This is a genomic window from Thalassobacillus sp. CUG 92003 (genome assembly GCF_013618635.1).
Classification (GTDB): Bacteria; Bacillota; Bacilli; order Bacillales; family Halobacillaceae; genus CUG-92003.
The window spans coordinates 57,550-77,908 of sequence record NZ_JABLSJ010000005.1 but is presented as its reverse complement, the minus strand read 5'-3'; the positions used below and the strand labels follow the sequence as shown (position 1 = coordinate 77,908).

23 protein-coding genes are annotated in these 20,359 nt (G+C 42.1%); 14 read left to right on the top strand and 9 right to left on the bottom strand.

The window, feature by feature from the left end:
* Window positions 1-136 precede the first annotated feature (136 nt).
* The 5 genes from HOP45_RS09150 (at window position 137) to lpdA (ending at window position 6,255) form a co-directional block, all read left to right on the top strand.
* Entirely contained in the window at window positions 137-883 is a 747-nt protein-coding gene (locus HOP45_RS09150; RefSeq protein WP_370457990.1) for a YkyA family protein, read from the top strand.
* A 538-nt stretch (window positions 884-1,421) separates the two neighbouring features.
* Complete coding sequence (pdhA, locus tag HOP45_RS09145) at window positions 1,422-2,504, top strand: pyruvate dehydrogenase (acetyl-transferring) E1 component subunit alpha (RefSeq protein WP_304650469.1); 1,083 nt, start codon at window positions 1,422-1,424, stop codon at window positions 2,502-2,504.
* Window positions 2,505-2,507: 3 nt separating this feature from the next.
* Window positions 2,508-3,485 (top strand): alpha-ketoacid dehydrogenase subunit beta, encoded by a 978-nt coding sequence (locus HOP45_RS09140; protein WP_181348976.1) that lies wholly within the window; start codon window positions 2,508-2,510, stop codon window positions 3,483-3,485.
* A 31-nt stretch (window positions 3,486-3,516) separates the two neighbouring features.
* Entirely contained in the window at window positions 3,517-4,842 is a 1,326-nt protein-coding gene (locus tag HOP45_RS09135) for a dihydrolipoamide acetyltransferase family protein (RefSeq protein ID WP_181348975.1), read from the top strand.
* 3 nt (window positions 4,843-4,845) lie between these two features.
* Entirely contained in the window at window positions 4,846-6,255 is a 1,410-nt protein-coding gene (gene lpdA, locus HOP45_RS09130) for a dihydrolipoyl dehydrogenase (protein ID WP_181348974.1), read from the top strand.
* Window positions 6,256-6,474: 219 nt separating this feature from the next.
* Here lpdA and HOP45_RS09125 read toward each other — a convergent pair whose 3' ends face one another.
* The 3 genes from HOP45_RS09125 to HOP45_RS09115 form a co-directional block, all read right to left on the bottom strand.
* Entirely contained in the window at window positions 6,475-6,846 is a 372-nt protein-coding gene (locus HOP45_RS09125; RefSeq protein ID WP_181348973.1) for a hypothetical protein, read from the bottom strand.
* A 261-nt stretch (window positions 6,847-7,107) separates the two neighbouring features.
* Window positions 7,108-8,637, bottom strand: coding sequence for a glycine betaine uptake BCCT transporter (locus tag HOP45_RS09120; protein ID WP_181348972.1), 1,530 nt, complete (start codon window positions 8,635-8,637; stop codon window positions 7,108-7,110).
* Between the two features lie 67 nt (window positions 8,638-8,704).
* Window positions 8,705-9,772, bottom strand: coding sequence for an FUSC family protein (locus HOP45_RS09115; RefSeq protein WP_181348971.1), 1,068 nt, complete (start codon window positions 9,770-9,772; stop codon window positions 8,705-8,707).
* A 135-nt stretch (window positions 9,773-9,907) separates the two neighbouring features.
* Between HOP45_RS09115 and HOP45_RS09110 the strand changes: the two genes are divergently transcribed.
* Window positions 9,908-10,789: a polysaccharide deacetylase family protein gene (locus HOP45_RS09110; RefSeq protein ID WP_181348970.1), complete on the top strand. Its 882-nt coding sequence runs from the start codon at window positions 9,908-9,910 to the stop codon at window positions 10,787-10,789.
* Window positions 10,790-11,051: 262 nt separating this feature from the next.
* Here the strand turns inward: HOP45_RS09110 and HOP45_RS09105 are convergent, their stop codons facing one another.
* Window positions 11,052-11,462 carry a DUF1885 family protein gene (locus HOP45_RS09105; protein ID WP_181348969.1) on the bottom strand — a complete coding sequence of 137 codons (411 nt, stop codon included), beginning with the start codon at window positions 11,460-11,462 and terminating at the stop codon, window positions 11,052-11,054.
* Window positions 11,463-11,668: 206 nt separating this feature from the next.
* Here HOP45_RS09105 and HOP45_RS09100 point away from each other — a divergent pair, with 206 nt between their 5' ends.
* On the top strand, window positions 11,669-11,782 hold the full coding sequence (locus HOP45_RS09100) for a GapA-binding peptide SR1P (protein WP_181348968.1): 114 nt from the start codon (window positions 11,669-11,671) through the stop codon (window positions 11,780-11,782).
* A gap of 90 nt (window positions 11,783-11,872) precedes the next feature.
* Here the strand turns inward: HOP45_RS09100 and HOP45_RS09095 are convergent, their stop codons facing one another.
* The gene (locus HOP45_RS09095) at window positions 11,873-13,342 is read right to left on the bottom strand and encodes an aminotransferase class I/II-fold pyridoxal phosphate-dependent enzyme (RefSeq protein ID WP_181348967.1); all 1,470 of its coding nucleotides are present in this window, start codon (window positions 13,340-13,342) and stop codon (window positions 11,873-11,875) included.
* Window positions 13,343-13,474: 132 nt separating this feature from the next.
* Between HOP45_RS09095 and HOP45_RS09090 the strand changes: the two genes are divergently transcribed.
* Together HOP45_RS09090 and HOP45_RS09085 are read left to right on the top strand one after the other, a co-directional pair.
* Entirely contained in the window at window positions 13,475-14,434 is a 960-nt protein-coding gene (locus tag HOP45_RS09090) for an NAD(P)H-dependent flavin oxidoreductase (RefSeq protein WP_181348966.1), read from the top strand.
* A gap of 14 nt (window positions 14,435-14,448) precedes the next feature.
* The gene (locus tag HOP45_RS09085) at window positions 14,449-14,721 is read left to right on the top strand and encodes a UPF0223 family protein (protein WP_181348965.1); all 273 of its coding nucleotides are present in this window, start codon (window positions 14,449-14,451) and stop codon (window positions 14,719-14,721) included.
* Between the two features lie 1,026 nt (window positions 14,722-15,747).
* Here the strand turns inward: HOP45_RS09085 and HOP45_RS09080 are convergent.
* Window positions 15,748-16,368 carry a YktB family protein gene (locus HOP45_RS09080; RefSeq protein WP_181348964.1) on the bottom strand — a complete coding sequence of 207 codons (621 nt, stop codon included), beginning with the start codon at window positions 16,366-16,368 and terminating at the stop codon, window positions 15,748-15,750.
* 300 nt (window positions 16,369-16,668) lie between these two features.
* Between HOP45_RS09080 and HOP45_RS09075 the strand changes: the two genes are divergently transcribed.
* Window positions 16,669-16,854 carry a hypothetical protein gene (locus HOP45_RS09075; RefSeq protein ID WP_181348963.1) on the top strand — a complete coding sequence of 62 codons (186 nt, stop codon included), beginning with the start codon at window positions 16,669-16,671 and terminating at the stop codon, window positions 16,852-16,854.
* 107 nt (window positions 16,855-16,961) lie between these two features.
* Window positions 16,962-17,765 carry an inositol monophosphatase family protein gene (locus HOP45_RS09070; RefSeq protein WP_181348962.1) on the top strand — a complete coding sequence of 268 codons (804 nt, stop codon included), beginning with the start codon at window positions 16,962-16,964 and terminating at the stop codon, window positions 17,763-17,765.
* A gap of 210 nt (window positions 17,766-17,975) precedes the next feature.
* Here HOP45_RS09070 and HOP45_RS09065 read toward each other — a convergent pair whose 3' ends face one another.
* Window positions 17,976-18,236 carry a DUF5325 family protein gene (locus HOP45_RS09065; RefSeq protein ID WP_255437566.1) on the bottom strand — a complete coding sequence of 87 codons (261 nt, stop codon included), beginning with the start codon at window positions 18,234-18,236 and terminating at the stop codon, window positions 17,976-17,978.
* A 57-nt stretch (window positions 18,237-18,293) separates the two neighbouring features.
* On the opposite strand from HOP45_RS09065, the gene HOP45_RS09060 reads away from it, so the two are divergent.
* Together HOP45_RS09060 and HOP45_RS09055 are read left to right on the top strand one after the other, a co-directional pair.
* Entirely contained in the window at window positions 18,294-18,668 is a 375-nt protein-coding gene (locus HOP45_RS09060) for a YlaH-like family protein (protein WP_181348961.1), read from the top strand.
* Window positions 18,669-18,688: 20 nt separating this feature from the next.
* Window positions 18,689-18,973 (top strand): hypothetical protein, encoded by a 285-nt coding sequence (locus HOP45_RS09055; RefSeq protein ID WP_181348960.1) that lies wholly within the window; start codon window positions 18,689-18,691, stop codon window positions 18,971-18,973.
* Window positions 18,974-19,041: 68 nt separating this feature from the next.
* Here HOP45_RS09055 and HOP45_RS09050 read toward each other — a convergent pair whose 3' ends face one another.
* Window positions 19,042-19,245: a YlaI family protein gene (locus HOP45_RS09050; RefSeq protein ID WP_181348959.1), complete on the bottom strand. Its 204-nt coding sequence runs from the start codon at window positions 19,243-19,245 to the stop codon at window positions 19,042-19,044.
* Between the two features lie 165 nt (window positions 19,246-19,410).
* On the opposite strand from HOP45_RS09050, the gene HOP45_RS09045 reads away from it, so the two are divergent.
* Window positions 19,411-19,722, top strand: coding sequence for an IS1 family transposase (locus HOP45_RS09045; RefSeq protein ID WP_181348958.1), 312 nt, complete (start codon window positions 19,411-19,413; stop codon window positions 19,720-19,722).
* Between the two features lie 19 nt (window positions 19,723-19,741).
* Here the strand turns inward: HOP45_RS09045 and HOP45_RS09040 are convergent, their stop codons facing one another.
* Entirely contained in the window at window positions 19,742-20,332 is a 591-nt protein-coding gene (locus HOP45_RS09040; protein ID WP_181348957.1) for a YhcN/YlaJ family sporulation lipoprotein, read from the bottom strand.
* Between the last annotated feature and the right edge of the window lie 27 nt (window positions 20,333-20,359).

The window sequence follows — 20,359 nt, the reverse complement described above, 5'->3', positions numbered from 1 at the left end:
GAGTATGAAAACTGTGGTCCGATGGAAATTCTTATCAAAAATTGTCCTTTTCTTTTAATTTTATTTATTATACTATTGAAATTATGATGATTTGAATAAAAATAGGCATCAAGAAGTTATAAGGGGGAAAATTGGCGTGCGTTTAAGTAAGCTATTAATGGCTGTGTCCGTGGTGCTTGTCATGATGTCAGGGTGTATGGGGCCATCTGCTCAGGAAGAAATCTATGATCATTTAGAAGAAGCTGTTTCGCTTGAAGATAAGTTCAGGGAACAACAGCAGCCATTAGTCAATTTAGAAAAGGAAGAGAAAGAACTGTATAATCAAATTATTGATCTAAGCATGGATGAGTTCGAAAAGATCAAATCTTTATCCCAGGAAGCTGCAGCTATTGTAGAGGAACGTAAAGAAAAGCTGGAACTGGAGAAAGAAAGCATCGATGCTGCTAAAGAAGAATTTGATAAGATCGAACCTCTCATTGAAGATATTGATGACGAGAATGCTGAAGCAAAAGATAAAGCAAACGAGTTATACGAGGCTATGCAAAACCGGTATGATGCGTACCAGAATCTCCACTCGGCTTATTCAGAGGCATTGGATTTAGATGCAGAACTATATGAAATGCTCCAGAATGAGGATTTAAAAGAGGAAGATCTTCAAGCACAAATCGAAGACATTAATCAAAGTTATCAGCAAGTCATAGAAGCAAACAAAGAGTTTAACCAATATACGCAAGAATATAATGAATTGAAGAAAGAATTTTACAAAGCATCAAATCTTGATGTAAGCTATGACGAATCAGATAAGCAAAGTTCCAAAGCTGAAAATAATGAAGAAAAATCAAATGAAGGTAACAGTGAAAACAGCGAAGACAGTCAAGAATAACTGACTTTGAGACAAAAGTCATTAACAGTATGTTGAGTATCATGTATTAAAGTATAAATCGCAATCAGACACGCCCGGGTGCTAGCACCCGGGCGTGTCTGATTTTATAGTGAGCTTTATTGTAATAGAGTTTCGATGTAGAAAGGTATTAATTGTTGAATTAACAGGAATTGTGTAGGGTCATTTTGTAATGTAATGGTACAGAATTTATTTAGGCACTGTTACAGCTGGGAATACATGTTGAAGAACGGGCTGTGTCAGTAGTACGTTTCACTCTGTTTGTGATATTACCAACGTTACAATTAGTAGGACAAACTGTTTGACGTATTAGGTTGTCATAAGCTAAACTTTAATCACGGTTAAAATTGTATCAATGATAAGTGTGTCCTGACTGTAACAGTTTAACAGGTTGCACATGATTAAGCTTATAATCAAAAGGGTAAAACGAATAAGAGAATCTCGTACTGATTTTATCGACTTTTGGGGAAGCTAATGTAAGCGAATATTTCTTTAAACAGAAAGGAAGAGGTGAACCATTTTGAAACGCACTTTAGAACAAATTGAAGAACAGTTTCAAACGTTCCAAATTATGAACGAAGAAGGCGAAATCGTGAATGAGAACGCTATGCCTGATCTTTCAGATGAAGATTTGAAAGAAATTATGAGACGGATGGTCTATACGCGTATACTGGATCAACGTTCCATTGCATTAAATCGCCAAGGTCGACTGGGATTCTACGCGCCTACGGCAGGACAGGAAGCTTCGCAATTAGGAAGTCACTATGCATTAGCTCAGGAGGATTTCATTCTCCCTGCTTATCGTGATGTTCCACAACTCATATGGCATGGTCTTCCGCTTTATCAAGCTTTCTTATTTTCAAAAGGTCATTATAAAGGAAATCAAATGCCTGAAGGTGTAAATGCCCTTAGTCCGCAAATCATCATTGGAGCTCAAATCACGCAAGCAGCTGGAGTAGGACTAGGGTTGAAAAAACGAGGGAAAGAAGCGATCGCAATTACTTATACAGGGGATGGCGGTGCCTCCCAGGGTGATTTTTATGAAGGTCTCAACTTTGCCGGAGCGTATGCAGCTCAAACTGTCTTCGTTGTACAAAACAACCAATTCGCTATTTCAGTACCTGTTGACAAACAGTCTGCAGCGGAAACAATCGCCCAAAAAGCAGTAGCAGCAGGCATCGAAGGCATTCAGGTTGATGGCATGGACGTGCTTGCCGTTTATGCTGCTACTCAAGAGGCTAGAAATCGTGCCATTAATGGAGAAGGCCCGACTTTAATTGAAACGATGACGTACCGTTACGGTCCGCACACGATGGCTGGTGATGATCCAACGCGTTATCGTACAGATGAAATGGATGACGAATGGGAGAAGAAAGATCCAATTGTTCGTTTCCGAAAATATCTTGAAAATAAAGACTTATGGTCAGAAGATGAAGAAAACGAAGTCGTAGAAAAGGCGAAAGAAGAAATTAAGGCTGCGATCAAAGAAGCAGACAACACACCGAAACAGAAAGTGACAGATTTAATTTCAATTATGCACGAAGAACTTCCATCTAATTTGAAGGAGCAAATGGAAGAATACGAAGAGAAGGAGTCGAAGTAAATCATGGCACAAATGACAATGATTCAAGCCATCACGGATGCAATGCGTACGGAATTAAAAAATGATGAAAATGTGCTGATCTTCGGCGAAGACGTCGGTCAAAATGGCGGAGTGTTCCGTGCGACTGAAGGCTTGCAGGATGAGTATGGTGAAGACCGAGTATTCGACACACCTTTAGCTGAGTCGGGGATTGGCGGCCTTTCCATCGGCCTTGCCCTGCAAGGATTCCGCCCCGTCCCGGAAATTCAGTTTATCGGGTTCATTTATGAAGCTATGGATGCTGTGAACGGGCAAATGTCGCGGCTTCGTTATCGTTCAGGCGGAACTCAGCAAATGCCGATTACCATCCGTACACCGTTTGGTGGCGGCGTACACACACCTGAACTTCATGCTGATAGTTTAGAAGGCCTTATGACCGCCCAACCGGGCATCAGAGTGGTCATTCCTTCCACTCCATATGACGCAAAAGGATTGTTGATTCAGTCAATCCGAAATAACGATCCTGTATTGTTTATGGAACACATGAAGTTATATCGTTCATTTAAAGGGGAAGTTCCTGAAGAGGACTATACCGTGGAGTTGGACAAAGCTGATGTAAAACGAGAAGGCAATGACGTGACCTTGATTGCATATGGCGCGATGGTCCACTCGGCCCTTAAGGCAGCTGAAGAATTAGAAGAAAACGGCATTAGTGCTGAAGTGATCGATCTACGTACGATTAGTCCTGTAGACTACGATATAATCGTAGAATCCGTTAAAAAGACCAACCGTGCCGTCATGATTCAAGAGGCACAGAAGGTAGCAGGAATTGCCAGCAGTGTCGTAGCTGAAATTCAAGAAAAAGCTATCCTTCATCTTGAAGCACCCGTGCTTCGTGTCACAGCACCTGATACAGTTTATCCATTTTCCCAAGCAGAAGAAGTATGGTTGCCGAACCATAATGACATTGTCGAAAAAGTGAACAATGTCATCAACTTCTAAATGAACTTACTTATAATAGGAGGTAATACCCGTGGCCTACGAATTTAAGCTGCCGGATATCGGTGAAGGTATCCATGAAGGCGAAATTGCAAAATGGTTCGTCAAAGCCGGCGAAGAGATCAAAGAAGACGACGTCATGTGCGAGGTTCAAAACGATAAAGCAGTGGTAGAAATCCCTTCCCCCGTCGAGGGTACAATTAAAGAAGTTCATGTGGATGAAGGTGAGACTGCGATCGTTGGTGACGTTATCATTTCGATCGACGCTGAAGGTTATGAAGATGAAGGTGGATCCGAAGAAAGTTCCAGTGAAGAATCTGCTGCGAAAGAAGAAGAAACGAAATCAGAGGATAAAGAAGAAAAACAACCCGCAGAGTCGAAAGAGGACACTGCACCTCAGGAAGAATCGGCTGATCAGGATGTAGATGAAGACAAACGCGTCATCGCTATGCCATCCGTACGGAAGTATGCTCGAGATCACGAGGTGGATATTCGAAAAGTTACTGGATCTGGAAAAAATGGTCGTATTCAAAAAGAAGACGTGGACCAGTATCTAGAAGGTGGTCAGGCTCCAGCGACTGATGCTGAATCAAGTGAAGAAGCAACATCTGCCGCAGAAGAAACATCAGAAGCGAAGCAGCCTGCTTCTGGCGAACTGTTCCCTGAAACACGTGAGAAAATGAGCGGCATCCGCAAAGCAATTGCTAAAGCGATGGTGAACTCCAAGCAAACCTCTCCTCACGTAACACTTATGGATGAAGTGGACGTTACGGAGCTTGTCGCCCATCGCAAGAAATTCAAAGGCGTTGCAGCTGAACAAGATATTAAACTGACTTATTTGCCATATGTCGTTAAAGCACTCGTATCTACACTGAAAAAATATCCAGTGTTGAATACAGCTGTGGACAATGAAAAGGATGAAATCATCCAGAAACATTATTATAATATTGGTATTGCGGCTGACACCGACAAAGGACTGCTTGTACCCGTAGTAAAAGAAGCGGACCGCAAATCAATCTTTACGATTTCCAGTGAAATTAATGAACTGGCTGTGAAAGCAAGAGACGGAAAGCTCTCTTCTGATGAGATGAAAGGCGGATCCACAACGATTACAAACATCGGTTCTGCCGGCGGTCAATGGTTCACACCGGTGATCAATCAACCGGAAGTTGCTATCCTCGGTATTGGTCGCATTGGTGAAAAACCAGTAGTACAAGATGGGGAAGTGGTTGTAGCACCTGTACTAGCTATTTCGCTAAGCTTTGATCATCGAATAATTGACGGTGCCACCGCTCAGCATGCTATGAATAACATCAAGCGTTTACTGAACGATCCACAACTAATTATGATGGAGGCGTAAAGTATGGTAGTAGGAGATTTTCCAATTGAACTTGATACGTTAGTAGTTGGTGCCGGGCCAGGCGGCTACGTAGCCGCAATCCGTGCCGCACAAACCGGACAAAATGTAACGATTGTAGATAAAGGCAATTTAGGCGGTGTATGCTTGAATGTCGGCTGTGTTCCTTCTAAAGCCCTTATTCAAGCAGGCCACCGATTTGAACACGCTAAAGGTGCCGAAGATATGGGCATCACCTCTGAGAATACCACCGTTGACTTTTCCAAGGTGCAAAAATGGAAAGGATCTGTCGTTGAAAAATTGACTGGCGGTGTCGAAGGACTTCTCAAGGGTAATAGTGTCGATATTGTCAAAGGCGAAGTTTATTTCGTCGATAAGAACACTGTACGGATTATGGATGATAAAAATTCTCAGACTTACACGTTCAATAATTGTATTATAGCTACTGGCTCCCGGCCGATCGAATTGCCTAATTTCAAATACTCTGATCGCGTAATTGATTCCACAGGAGCTCTTGCCTTAGAAGAGGTTCCTAAGAAGATGGTTGTCATCGGTGGCGGTTATATCGGTACCGAGTTAGGGCAAGCTTATGCTAATTTTGATACGGAAGTAACGATTTTGGAAGGTACAAAAGATATTCTTGGCAGCTTTGAAAAACAGATGACCACCCTGGTGAAGCGCCGCTTGAAGAAACATGGTGTAGAAGTCATTACCAATGCGATGGCGCAAGGTGTTGAAGAAACGAAAGACGGCGTGACCGTCACGTATGAAGTGAAAGGTGAAGAGAAAACCATTGAAGCTGATTACGTGCTAGTTACAGTGGGACGCCGTGCGAACACCGATGAAATAGGTTTAGAAGAACTCGGTGTTGAGATGGATGATAAAGGTGTCATTCAAGTAGACGAGCAATGCAAAACAAATGTTGATTCCCTTTATGCGATCGGTGACATTATCCCTGGTCCTCCTCTTGCGCATAAAGCGTCCTATGAAGGAAAAGTGGCAGCAGAGGTCATTGCAGGGGAGAAATCAGTCATCGATTATCTCGGCATCCCTGAGGTCGTCTTTTCTGATCCTGAGTTGGCCTCTGTTGGTTACTCTGAACAGGGTGCAAAAGATGCAGGTTATGAAGTCAACGCTTCTAAGTTCCCGTTCGGAGCTAACGGCCGAGCTTTATCGCTAAATGACAGCGACGGTTTCATGAAATTGATCACTCGAAAAGATGATGGGCTTGTCATTGGAGCTCAGATAGCGGGCCCTAATGCAAGTGATATGATTGCCGAGTTAGGATTAGCGATTGAAACAGGCATGACGGCAGAAGATCTTGCTTTAACCATCCATGCTCATCCGACTCTAGGAGAGATCACGATGGAAGCTGCAGAGGTCGCAATGGGTACGCCTATTCACATTACCAAGTAAGAAGAGAAGCGACTATCATAAAATAATAAAAAGCACCGTAATATGAAGCTTATATTACGGTGCTTTTTATATTAGCTCTAATTTGATAACTATAAATGGCATTATTTTAATTACGAAAATGATCTATTAAGTCAACATCAAATCCCGCTGTTCTTCGTGTTTCCTTTATCTCCTCCAGCTCAGTCCAGTCATTGCATAGCTTTGTTTGCGATCGAGGGATTAGGATTGCTCCATATGGTGTTGGATTTGTTCTAATATGTCATGTCGGGTTGTTTTACCTGAAATCAGCTCTATGGTTTCGCCATTTTTTTGAATGAGCATTGCTGGGTAATCTTGCACGGTCTTGGGGAGATTGTTCGTATATGACGTCTTTTGGATCAATTTAACTGGGTCTGATTGATTAGATTTGTTTTTCCATTCTACCAACGCATTTAAGTACTCTTTACCTTCCTTTTTGTTTTCTTTTGGCGTATAAACTTTAACCTCATAACCCGAGGGATGAAAACTGATGACATCAACTTCTTTTTGCTCTGCTAAACAACCCGGTAAGATTAATGACAAGATTAATACCGGAATAAGGGCTCTGGTCATCACCTGTTCATCCTTTCCGACGTTTTCGTTACCCAAAGTCTAACAGAGACATCAGCGCTGATGGCCGATGTTAAATAACTGTTAATACAATGCAAAAAGAGTGTAGTGTTGGTTAATATAGTTGTTATCTTTTATTCAATTTGTAATATAGAGAAGAAAGCTATTCGTAAAAAACATTAAAAAAGAGACCAAGTCGCATATGCGATTTGGTCTCTTGTGAAGCAGACTATGATTCATATTTTTCAACCGAAATTTAGTCTGTTAATTGCGTTTCTTTTTTAAATTGATGGTTTTTGACTCGTCTTTGAAGGCTTTATAAAGCGAGAAACACATGGCAATCATGATAAACGTAAATGGAAAGGCTGATATGATCGCCGCGGTTTGTAACGCTCCTAAACCACCTTGCCATAGGAGTACGGATGCAGTACCCGCCTGAATAATCCCCCAAACAAATTTAACCTGATTTCTTGGGTTAAGACTGCCGCCTGTTGTTTGCATACCAAGCACAAAGGTTGCGGAGTCAGCAGACGTGATAAAGAAGGTACTGATCAGTGTCAAGCCGATAATGGACATGATAATCCCTAATGGTACATGCTGCAGCATCGAAAATAGCGCTACTTCTTCACCGATATTATTGACATCGCTGAATATATCGACACCATCAAAATATTCTAGACTGATGGCTGTTCCACCGAATACCGAGAACCAAAGACCTCCGAAAATGGTAGGGACGAGCAATACGCCCAAAATGAATTCGCGGATAGTACGGCCCTTAGAAACACGGGCAATAAATGTTCCGACAAATGGCGCCCAGGAAATCCACCAGGCCCAGTAGAAAATAGTCCAACCTTGTACCCAGGAACTATCGTCAGAGAACGGCGTTAAACGGAAACTCATGTCAGGTAAGTTACCAACATAAGAACCGAATGTAGTTGTGAACAAGTCCATAATGAAATTTGTCGGACCAGCAAAGAGCAAGAACAACATCAAGCCTATTGCCAGCACGATATTTGTATTACTCAGATATTTGATCCCTTTATTCAAGCCTGTCATGGCTGAAATCATAAATAATACAGTCACAATTCCAATGATACTTAATTGAAGAAGGAAGGAATCGTCAAGCCCAGGAACAATAAATGCGAGGCCGCCTGAAATTTGTAAGGCGCCCAGTCCTAAGGAAGTAGCAACACCAAAAATTGTAGCGAAGACTGCAATGAAATCAATTCCTGTTCCAATTGGCCCCTTCACACGTTCTTCACCAATCAGAGGCGTCAAGGCAGCACTTACCACACCTGGTGCATTTTTACGGAATTTGAAATAGGCCAGTGCCAAAGCGATAACAGCGTAAATGGCCCAAGGGTGTAAGCCCCAATGGAAAAAACTGTACCGCATTGCTACTTTCGCCGCTTCATCAGTTGTGGAGTCACCAAATGGCGGGGAATGGAAGTGTTGAATGGGTTCCGCGGTTCCCCAGAAAACGAGCCCGATACCCATACCTGCACTAAATAGCATGGCAAACCACGTAATGTATGGGTATTCCGGTTCATCATCCGGTTTACCTAATTTAATGTTCCCGTATTTGGAAAAAACAAGGAAAATGGCGAATCCTAAAAATCCAGTAGCTGATAAGAGATAGAACCAGCCAAATTTTTCAGTTAGAAACGATTGAACTTGACCCGTCACATTGCTTAAGTTCCAAGTAGGTAAGGTATCTTCTGGAATGACACCCCAAATTATGAATAGAAATGCTACGACTACTGATATATAAAATACCTTAGTTACTTGCTTCACTATCATCATCCTTTCTGTATAATTAATCACATGTTAGCAGCAATAGTGCGGCATATAAACTGGGCTTTTATTGAATGTAGCACTGATATACTGTTTGGTATCTTGATTTGGACATTCGTTCTAGCTCTTCAAGAACATCGTGCATACAAAGCAGCTCATACAATAAAATGGTTTGTGAAGGGAGGTGGTGACGATATTTTGTCGTTTCTTCCACATGTTCTTCCTTCCACTTCCAAAATAGTTCGTCTAATTCCTGGATTTTGGCAAATTGGTTCTCAGATATGGAGTGGGTTGGGTCTTTTAAAACCATTTGAAATGAACTTTGTATTTCTTTCAGTAAAATGACTTCATGTTCTTTAAAATCCCCTTTTTGTACGTCAACATACTGCATATTTCCTAAGTGGTAAATAATTTGCTGAAAAGCTTCTAATTTTTTCTGGGCAAATTGGAATGCTTTCATCTCGTCTTTCGTATGTTTGTGGTACTTCCATTCTTCCCGCTGAAATTGAGAAAGCTGGTATGTTTTTTCTAATTTTGCAGTTAATTGACGGTAGTAACGCTGAATTCCCCTTTTGCTGATTTTTGATGGATTACTTACTTCTGCAATGATCTGGTCTAATAAATCAGCGGCCTGATTATACAATTCATTAATATTTTTGTAAATCTGGTCTGAATAGTCAGGAGGCAACAGGAAAAAGTTGACTATTGTCGAAATTATGATTCCAATAGATGTAGTACCCAAACGAGAAAAGAATGAAACAACATAGTGATCTTGAAAATCGGGAATCATAGCAATAGCGGTTATTGTAGCAACTAAGATTCCATCATCCAGCTTTAATTTGTGACAAATCGCAATCGTTAGAGTGGCGGCTAACGCAAACGTCAATGCCCCTTTCCCGAACATTCCATAGCAAAAGGTGGCCAACAGAGCACCAATAACTGAGGCAGGAAAACGAACAAAGGCTTTTTTAATTGAGTCAGCAGCTGTATGTTCAATCGTCACAATAGCTGTTATGACTGCAAATATAACAGGTAAATTAAAATACCCGCAAATAAGAGCCGTAATAAATACGGATACACCCGTTTTTAGTGTGCGACCACCAAAAAATTTGAAGTGCTTAAGAGAATTCAGCATAAGAAACCTGTTCACTCCTAGTCGTTAAGTCACGATTTCACATTATAGTATAAATCAAATCAAATTAATAGTGAAATCCGTCGAAAAAGTTACTATAATGATGAATGGAAATACATAACAAATGGGGGCAATGTAATGAAACGATTGATTGTATTGGTGACGACGCTTCTTTTGCTGGCTGCTTGCGGACAACAGGAAACTTCAGGCAACAATAACACAGAAGAACCTGAACAAGAAGAAGCGTCTCAAGAAATAACCAACGAAGAGACAGAGTCAGGTAAAGAAGACGAAACACAAGAAAAAGAAAAAGAAGAAGAAGAGTCAGAGGAAGCATCAGAATCAGAAGATGATGAAGCAGACCAAAAACCTGACTCACCGATGTATAAACTGACAGACGCTTGGAATTTTGAACCAATTAACGATGCGGAAAGCAAGGTAGTGTTGCTGACAATTGATGATGCACCCGATCAGTATGCGGTAGAAATGGCGAAAATATTAAAAAAACAAAAAGCACCTGCCATATTTTTTGTCAATGGTCATTTCATCGACAGTGATGAAGATAAGAAAAAGTTAAAACAGATTCATGACATGGGCTTTCCCATAGGAAATCACACGAACACTCATGCTTCATTACCTGATTTATCTAAAAAAGAACAAAGCGAGGAAATAGTGGGTCTTAATGACAAGATAGAAAAAATCATCGGCGAGCGACCTGATTTCTTCCGGGCGCCGTTTGGGCAGAACACTGATTACTCTAAGCAATTGGCCAAGGAAGAGGGAATGTTGGTAATGAATTGGACCTATGGATACGATTGGAACGAAAAATATACCAACGCATCCGATCTTGCGGATATTATGGTGAATACCTCATTGCTTAATAATGGCGCCAATTTGCTCATGCATGATCGTGAGTGGACAGCCAACGCCTTAGACGATATTATCAAAGGCCTTAAAGAAAAAGGGTATGGCTTGATTGATCCAGATACAATCCGTGTTCCAGGCCAATCTGAAGAATAAAAGAGATGAAGACATAAGTGAATCAGAGGTGATGTTCATGAGCGTACAAAACACGTAGACTATGGGAACAGCGCGAGCCGAAGATTCCTCAGAAAAGCGTCCGTTGCTTTTCGAGGAAGCATAGGCCGTGCCCGTGGAAAGCGGCGTGTTTTGACAGAGCGGTCATGGAACACCTCCCTAAACACAAAACACAAAAATTCCGAACGTTTCGCTGAAATCGTTCGGGATTTTTGTGTTTTGTTTCGTTTTGTTCCAACCTCTTTCATTTTTTAACGGGTTGATACGTCATCACTCTGCCATTAAATAATTGGAGTTTCGAACAGATTCTTTCGGCAATAAATTTTGCTAATTCGATTGCCTTTGATAAATCTCCGTGCGTGGCCTTCTCATGCAAATTAATGTAGACAAGCGGTTGCTGAGTGGAAGGAGTTGATGTAACGAGCTCGATCTGATGGTAATCTTTATTTTTCCCTTGTAAGAGCAGTCCTTCGTGATCGTCATGCGATATACGTTCAATCGTATAAGGGAATGCTCGATGTTCAAAAGCCCATCCTAGTTGGTCCCCGGTTTTCTTTTTAACTGACTCATAGTCCTGCAGCAAACGTTGAAGTGTCACCTCAAGAGAATCTTCTATTTTACTCTTATTAACATATAATACAGCTTGTTTCTCCACGGCCGTGCCACCTCCTTATCAGGATTATATTCGTCAATGGAAAGCATAGACTTGTTATTAAGAATGATATAAGAAGTCTCGCATACATCTAAAATAACATATTTTTGATTGTGTCATACTAATTGGGGTTGATTTTTCTAATGTGACACATTAAAATAAAGGTATATCGAAAGCGATTACATTAATTACAAGGGAGTTGGAAAAGTATGGGGACCATTGTATGCCAGGATTGCCAAAGAGTAATTGAACATTACGAAAATGAAAAAGTGTCGACTCTTTACAGTAAATGCCCGACTTGCGATTCCGAAAAAAATAAATAGTAAGGTGAATTCAAATAAAGGTCTGACCCGGATTCCTGCGAGTGTTCCAGGAAATCGGGTCAGACCTTTTTGGTTTACTGGGGGTTGATCTTATTGAAAAGCCCGGTGTTCTTTGATGACACGTAAGGTTTGTAACGATTCATCCTCTGGACCTTGAACAGGGAGACCGGCAGCTAAGTTTTTATCGATATAATCAAGATTCTCCTGAGTAATAATTTCGCCCGGTAAAAAAACGGGGATGCCTGGTGGGTATATCATGATGAACTCGGCGCTTATTCTTCCGATGGCTTGGTGATAACCGACAATTTCCGTATCAGCATAAAAAGCATCCCGTGGGGTGAGCGCTAAGACAGGAATCTCAGGCACCTCGACAGCCATGTTGTATACACACGTTTCCGGAGAGTGCTTCTCCTCCATTTCTTTTAAGGCGTGAATCAAGCGTTTGACGTCTGATTCTCTGTCGGCCGGCGTGATCAAACACAGGATATTATATAAATCGGATAGTTCTACTTCAATACGATGATGGTGTCTTAACCAGAGTTCTGCATCGTGTCCGGAAATGCCAAGTTCTTTGACTGAGATGATTAATTTGGTTGGGTCCCAATCGAACGTAGCTCCGTTACTCAATATTTCGCTGCCTGCGCAAAATAGGCGAGGGATACGGTTGATCTCCTTGCGAGCATGGTCGGCCATATGAATGGTGTGTCCGATTTGCGCTCTTCCTTCAAGGGCTAACTGCCGTCTTGCTGTGTCCAATGAAGAAAGAAGCAAGTATGAGGTAGACGTGGTCGTAATCATCGAAATAACGGATTGCACGCGCTCTCGGTTAACGAGTCCTTCGTTTAAATTTAAGACTGAGCTTTGGGTAAGAGAACCCCCAAGTTTATGGACGCTTGTTGCTGCCATGTCTGCTCCCGCTTGCATAGCTGAAAGAGGTAAATCTTCGTGAAAATGGATATGAACGCCGTGAGCTTCATCAACAAGGACAGGAATCGCATATTGATGGGCAATGGTTACGATTTGTTTTAAATCTGCTGCGATGCCGAAATAGGTTGGGTTGATGACGAGTACAGCTTTTGCATCAGGGTGAGCTTCACAGGCGTTTGCAACTGCTTCTGGCGTAATGCCATGGGAGATACCATGTTGATGATCAAGCTCAGGATGAATGAAAATGGGGGTGGCCCCCGCAAAGATGATAGCTGAGGTTACAGACTTATGAACATTGCGGGGAACAACTATCTTATCCCCCGGGCAGCAAACACTAAGAACCATAGTCATAATCGCCCCGCTTGTTCCTTGCACAGAGAAGAATGTGAAATCAGCCCCAAAGGCATCAGCTGCTAACTCCTGTGCTTCTTTCAAGATTCCTCGGGGGTTGTGAAGATCATCTAAGGGTTCTATATTTATTAAATCAATCGAAAGTGCGCTCTCCCCGATAAATGTCTTGAATTCTTCGTCCATTCCCTTGCCTTGTTTATGCCCGGGAATATGAAATTGGAGCGGTTGCTTTGAGGTATGTTCCAGCACCCCTGTAAACAGCGGCGTACGATGTTGATCCAAATTTAACACCTCATTCTATTCAGTATCTTAAGCATTTGAATTATAGCAAACGGGAGAATAACTGGCTAGTTATTATGATCAGCAGGATTCATGGTAAAATAAATACAAATAATGATGAGGGAGCTGAAGTGTATGCATTTCAACACACGTGTAACAGAATTATTGAATATTACATATCCGATCATTCAAGGCGGTCTTGCCTATTTAGCTTATTCAGAACTCGCCTCAGCTGTTTCAAATGCAGGCGGACTTGGCCAAATCACTGCGATGAGCATGGATGGTCCTGACCAGCTTGAAACTGAAATAAAGCAGGTCAGACAATTAACCGATCGGCCATTCGGGGTCAATTTCGCCATTGGGCAACACGGCAGGAAGTTCGACCATATGGTGGAGATTGCCGTTAAAGAAAAGGTCCCCGTCATATCAGTGACCGGTGGCAATCCAAAGCCTGTGCTTGATAGTGTCCGAGGCACGGGTATAAAAACGTTAGTACTGGTGGCAGCAAGAAGGCAGGCTGAAAAGGCTGAAGAACTAGGTGCTGATGCGGTCATGGTGGTAGGCCAAGAAGGCGGAGGTCATATCGGGCGAGATGATGTAGGGACTTTTGTGCTCACACCGCAAGTAGTTGATGCGGTTGATATACCTGTCATAGCTTCTGGAGGCGTGGGAGATGGCCGCGGGTTGATGGCAGCTCTTGCTCTCGGGGCAGAGGGCGTTGAGATGGGGACGAGGTTCATTGCAACGAAGGAATGTGTTCACGCCCATCAAACCTATAAACAAGCATTGTTAGACGCAGATGAAAAGGCCACAACTGTCATAAAGCGTTCTTTGCAGGCACCTGCCCGGGCACTGACAAATAACTGGACTGAACAAATCATAGCCCTTGAGAAAGATGCTCCGGGATATGAAGGATTAAAAACGTATATTAGTGGAAGCGCAAATAAAAAATATATTTATGATGGCCATCCGGAAGCAGGTTTCGGATGGGCTGGACAAATTACTGGCCGAATAAATGATGTGCCGTCTGTGAGTGAATTGTTTGCGCGTATCGATCAAGAAGCGTCAGACATAACTAAAAAGTGGCAGCAGTAAAAAGGGGTGATAAGATGAATTACACGTATCCGATCGACGAAGTGTACTGGAATAAGCAGGAGATTATCGACGTCATCAACTTTTATTCTTTAGTTGAACAAGCTTATGAGAGTTCTGTAAATAGGGAAGAGCTGTTGCTTGCTTACTCAAGGTTCAAGCAAATCGTCCCTTCTAAAAGTGAAGAAAAAACATTGTGCGGTCAATTTGAGAAAGAATCCGGATACTCGTGCTATCATGCGGTCAAAAAGGCCAGAGCATCCGAAGATGGCCAAAAAATAAAACTTTAAGAGCCAATTATGTATATATGAAAAAATCCCAGTTGCCTGCGAGGGCTCTGGGTTTTTTTTTCTTGTAGGTCCTGTTAAATGGAAGGGATGAATATACAGCGATTCATTCTTTTATTACAGGTTATTTTTATAAAAGGCTCTGTAAAGTTTAGTGTTGATATTACTAACAAAAGAACTTCCAATTTCATGGGAGTTCTTCATTTTATATATATTGGGCTAATTCAACTAAAGCCCCACTATTGTGGAAGCTTAGTTTCGAGATGTTTGTTTGGGTTTAGGGCCGTTGGGGAAGGATTAGCTTTCCTACGGGGGAACTGGCGAGCCTCCTCAGGCAAGCCTTGCGGGGTCTCGCCTAGCTCCTTCTCCCGCGGGAGTCTCACCCTTCCCCAACGACCCTTGCCTTATATGTTTCTCGAAATCACTTTCGCAATAAGCAGCTTTTTATACGCAAGGAACGCGCAGGAATATAAACATCCACGGCATCCACTCTGAGTATGAAAGCTTGCTATAAAGCGCTTTACGTTTATAAAACAGAAATCGTGGAAGACAATCTTTCTGGGGTAGGGGTTCGTTTCTTTTATATATCGAATGGGGTGGTTGGGAAGCTGCGAGACTCCCACCTGAAAGCGGAGGCGTCTTGATCAGCGGCGTATGGACTGGACTGAGCTGGAGGAGATAAAGGAAACACGAAGAACGACGTGATTCGATGTTGACTTATCGTACAGAAGCGAGGGAAGTCTCACTAGCCGCTAGACGCCGCAGCTGGATAGGTAAAATACGGCAGGGATTCTATCCAGAAGGCAAATACCCAATTAATTAGCGGAGAAGGAAGTAGGCAAGACCCCACAGGACGAAGTCCGAGAAGGCTTGCCGCCATCCCCACAGGAAAGCGAGTAGCTTCCCAACCACCCCTGACGCTTAATACGGCAACGAACACCAGTTATCTCGAAACGGAGTCTTTCGCGAAAGACTCCGTTTCGAGATAAATATCCATATCAAATATCAACAACAAACTTTAACAGAACCTTATAAAAATGCTTTACGATACCATGGGAATAGGTATTCAAAAGTTTCTTTAGCGTATTGCAGGAATGCCTCACCATCTTTTAAAACGGGATCATCTGAGGGGATCTGGCGCCCCAATAAAAACTCGCCTTTTTTAACATCGCGAAACCGCAGAAGGGATGATTCTAAATCAGCATCCTTAATGTTTGTGGCAGCTTTGGTAGTATGGTCAAGAGAAACGACAAAATCATCAGGCATATCGGCTGTGATGGTGTCTTTATCAGCAAGAAATGCTTTAGCCACCTCACTTTTGTTCGGCATTTCATATATGAAAGCAAGCCATAAGAATACATGGTCATCAAACAGACCCACCTGGAAATGTGGGTGTTTTTTGTAGCCGCGCTTATCATGGGCGATTGCTAACCACGTATCATCAGGAGGATTGACAGAGCGGCGAGCATGTTTGGCAATATGAACATACAATTCATTATTAGCCATTGCGGAAAGGTCTGAGGACAGTGTTTCCCCTATAGCCTGGAATTTTGGTTGAATCTGATTTTGGATGGCTTCCATCCGCTCCTCTAATCCCTCTAGGTTGAACACATTAAAATCTTGTTGGTTGAAGCCTTCGAATCGGGTCATGACATCTAACTCCTCACTTTTTACAAGGTTCTGTTAAATCGCGTCGTTTCAGTTTCTTAAGCGTCTCCATACGGGGAGGAAATGCGTGTCTTTCTCCGCAGCCCAATGGAAAAATTTCAAACAACAAACGGTTAACAAAGACTTTTACAAAAGTGTATCATATCTCATTTATCAAGCTAAATATTCTGTTCTGCAGGGTTTGAATCAAGGGGAGAAAGGTTATATAAAAGGTAACAAAATAACAAACGTTAACAGCAGCACTCACATATAAATATACAAAGTGTGAAAGGGGAGAAGGGCGTGAAACATGTCATGGAGGCTTTAAAACGGAGAGAAGCTGAAGAAAAGCTCCCGGTATTGAAACTTGAAATCGATTATGAACTCGTTACGTTATTTGATGCAATAAAAGCAGAAGATCAGGAAGCGATTGAGGCAAGTAAACAGAGATTATCAGAACTTCGTGAGCAATTATTGGAATGGTCTTAAGAAAGCGGGCAACTGCGATTGTTGCTCGTTTTTCATCTTCTTGGCAAGCGTTAACAACGAATTTTTGATACTATAAAGGATGAACTCGTAAAGAAGGGGTACGTTTTATGAATAATCAAGAGAGAGAACAGATGCTAGCGCAAGCTAAACAATGGATTCTAGAAGCGGGAGCACACATTCGCGAATCAATCGATCAACCGAGGCAAGTCACGACAAAATCGGATGCAAAGGATCTGGTCACCGATTTGGATGAGCAGACAGAGCAATTCTTTACTGAAAAGATCAGAAGCCGCTATCCTGATCACTACGTGTTTGGTGAAGAGGGTTTTGGTGATGAAATTGCGTCTTTAGCAGGAGTTCTATGGTTCGTGGACCCGATTGATGGGACGATGAATTTCGTTCATCAAAAGTGCAATTTCACGATTTCGATTGGAATCTATGAAGATGGCATAGGAGAGCTTGGCTTAATTTATAATGTTATGGAAGATGATTTGTATGTAGGGATGAAAACGCAAGGGGCTTATAAGAATGGCACCCGCCTTCCTGCTCTAAAAAGTGGAGGCGATCTAGAGAAATCCATTCTAGCCATGAATGCGTTCTGGGCCACGCCAAATCGTCTTATTCACCATGAAGCGATGCAGCAGTTAGTTCAAAAGGTGAGGGGCACACGTTCATATGGTTCAGCTGCTCTTGAATTTGCGTACGTAGCTGAAGGGATGGTCGATGGTTATTTAACGATGAGTTTAATGCCTTGGGATATTGCAGCGGGTATTATTCTTGTAGATGAGGTAGGCGGCAAGACGACCACCGGGGACGGTAAGCCTTTGAACATGTTGGAGAAAAACACAGTTTTAACAAGCCAAAGTGCTATTCATCAGGAAATTATCGATACGTATATCCATTTCAAATGATTAAATGTGGATGTACCTCTTATACAGGCTGTCGGGTAAATTCCGGCAGCCATTTTTTGTCCGTCGTCGTTTTAGAGGGAGCGATTCTTTATCAAAGCGCCAATAACAGCATGTAAAAAAGCGCCCTCCACTTGTGCAGTTCAGCCAGATGGAAAGGCGCCTATTCACGAAATAAAACGATTAGCTGCAAAAAGTTTGGACTTGAATGTATTATTTATTTTTTCTTTTTAAACTGAAGCCATAGCCCATCGTTGCAAAACCAAGTAATAAGAAAAATAGAGCGAGCCATCGTTTATCCTCACCTAATGCAAATCCTACTGAGATAAAACAGATAATAGCAAGAGTTGCAAGAATGACTTTGTTCCATTGAAATTTTTCCATAGCGTTCACCTCTGTTTCATTCTCTTGTTCAGTATAGCTGATATCGGTATACTTTGAAATGATGACTGATGAGGATACATATTGGCTCATCATGTTATTGTCTAGTATGATATAAGAATAAATGAACGCGTGACAAGGGGGATCATCATGAACGAAGGTAACATCGTGACTGTACCAAGTGACTTATGGCCAGTAGCTGATTTATTTTTTCAAGGGTTGGGGGATGAGGTCAACTTGAATGATGAAAGTGAGGTAGGCATGCTTTTTCGAGGATTTTTCCTTCTCTATATCACAATCGTCATTCTCGCGATTATTACATATAAGCTTGGTTTTTCCAGAAAGCTGCCTCCATTGAAAGCAGCGGTAGTATATGGTGTCCTCATTATCGGGACATTTATTTTAACGCTGATATTAGGGTTGAACCTTCCAATTGCCGAGAGTTTATTTGTTTCATCTGTCATTCTTGGTATTTACAGGTATAGACTATATAAAGAAAGAGGGGGAAGGGAAAGAAGAACGTAAATAAGAGAGGGGGGAAAGGCATGGGAACGCTTCAAGATGCAATCTACAATTGGCTGACGATTAAGATCGTTTCCGATCATCGCCCGACGGATCGTTCGGCTGCGGACACAGCCTCTTTATTCCACCAGGTTTTAATTGAAGATCATCATGTGGACGAGCTCAATGTGTTACACCAGCCAGACTATTATGAAGTGACGTGCGTCATTAATGGTCATCACAACTCGTACCGGTTTCCGCGGGAAACGGTGGAGCTCTTCGTGAACCAGATGAAGGAGAATCCGGAGCATTACCCCAATTATGAATAGTGAGTAAAATAACAAGCGGGTCGAACTCTTTACATAAGTTCGACCCGCTTGTTGAATATAGTTTAATGTTATAACAAGTGATGCTCTCTTTTACGCTCGCGATTGAAACGAAAATTGCCTGTATTTAAACGTTCATGGGTTTTTTTCTCAATTCTGTCATGGCAGCTTTGGCACATATACGTGTGAATGCGGCGATTTCGCAGGCGCTTCGCTTGCAAACAATAGCTATCAATTTGATTGACTTCATCACAAAGTACGCACTTCACTCTCATAAGTCAGTCACCTCATTTATTCTATCTGATTTGTTTAAATTATATCATATTTGGGTCGAACAAGCAGTAACCCCAGGCTTATGGAGTATGTTGCACGTAAAATTGGTGTTTGAAACTTTAAACGAAGGGGTAGGGTAATGTAGAAGAAATAGAAAGGGTGATTGTGTGAGAAAGCGTTGGATATTTTCAGCAGTAGGCGCTGTAGCTGGTGGTACAGTCGCTTATGTCCTTAAAGATGAAGAACGTCGAAATCAGCTTAAAGAGAAGGCGAAACGTTTACAGGATAACTGGACACAGCCTGATCATGAGGATATGCCCATAGAAGAAGCAGGCAAACCGGAGTTAGATCAGCATGAAAATTCAAAGATGGTATATGAAGGTTCTCAGTTTGGCGTGCAATATTATAATGAACTGACAGAGAAAGAACGTGAAATACTCGAACGAAGTAACCGGGAAAACCAAACAGCTAAATCCTGAACAGGATTTAGCTGTTTTTTTAATCTTCTTTGGATTGTTTCTTTTCGATTTCTTCCAATTCATTCTTTTCTTTATCTGACATTTCCCCTTTATTGGAATCAGGGGTGTCTGCTTGATTTTCCGGTGCCGGTCCTTCAGGCATGTATCTACCTACTATATCGCTTAGTTCGTCGGTCAATGCTTGTATAGGGTGGCCCTCTGATGCTTTTTCGCGTACTCTTTTTATGCGTTCTGTGCCATCTGCATCAGCAACGACGACGGCTTGTTTTCCATATGGATCATGTTTTAAAGCTTCAGCAACAGAGTATTTAGTGACCCCTACTTTGCCTCGGTCAACATCTTTATCAACATCTATCCCCACTACCACGAAACCGCCTAATACGACTGCTGTTGCGTCATGAACGCCTTTGACTCCGGAGGCTAATTTAGCTAAATGTCTTGCAGCTTCTTGGGAATTGATATCTTTAGTCTGGTTTTCAGGGGTGCTGTCATCTACGTAGACGTATCCATCATCCTTGCGGTCCTCTAATAAGTTTTCCTCATCGTTTGTTTGACAGCCGCTTATCAAGACAATCCCTGTCACCATTAAACTGATTAAGATAGGTTTCATTGAATCGTTCACCTGCTTTTTTTATTA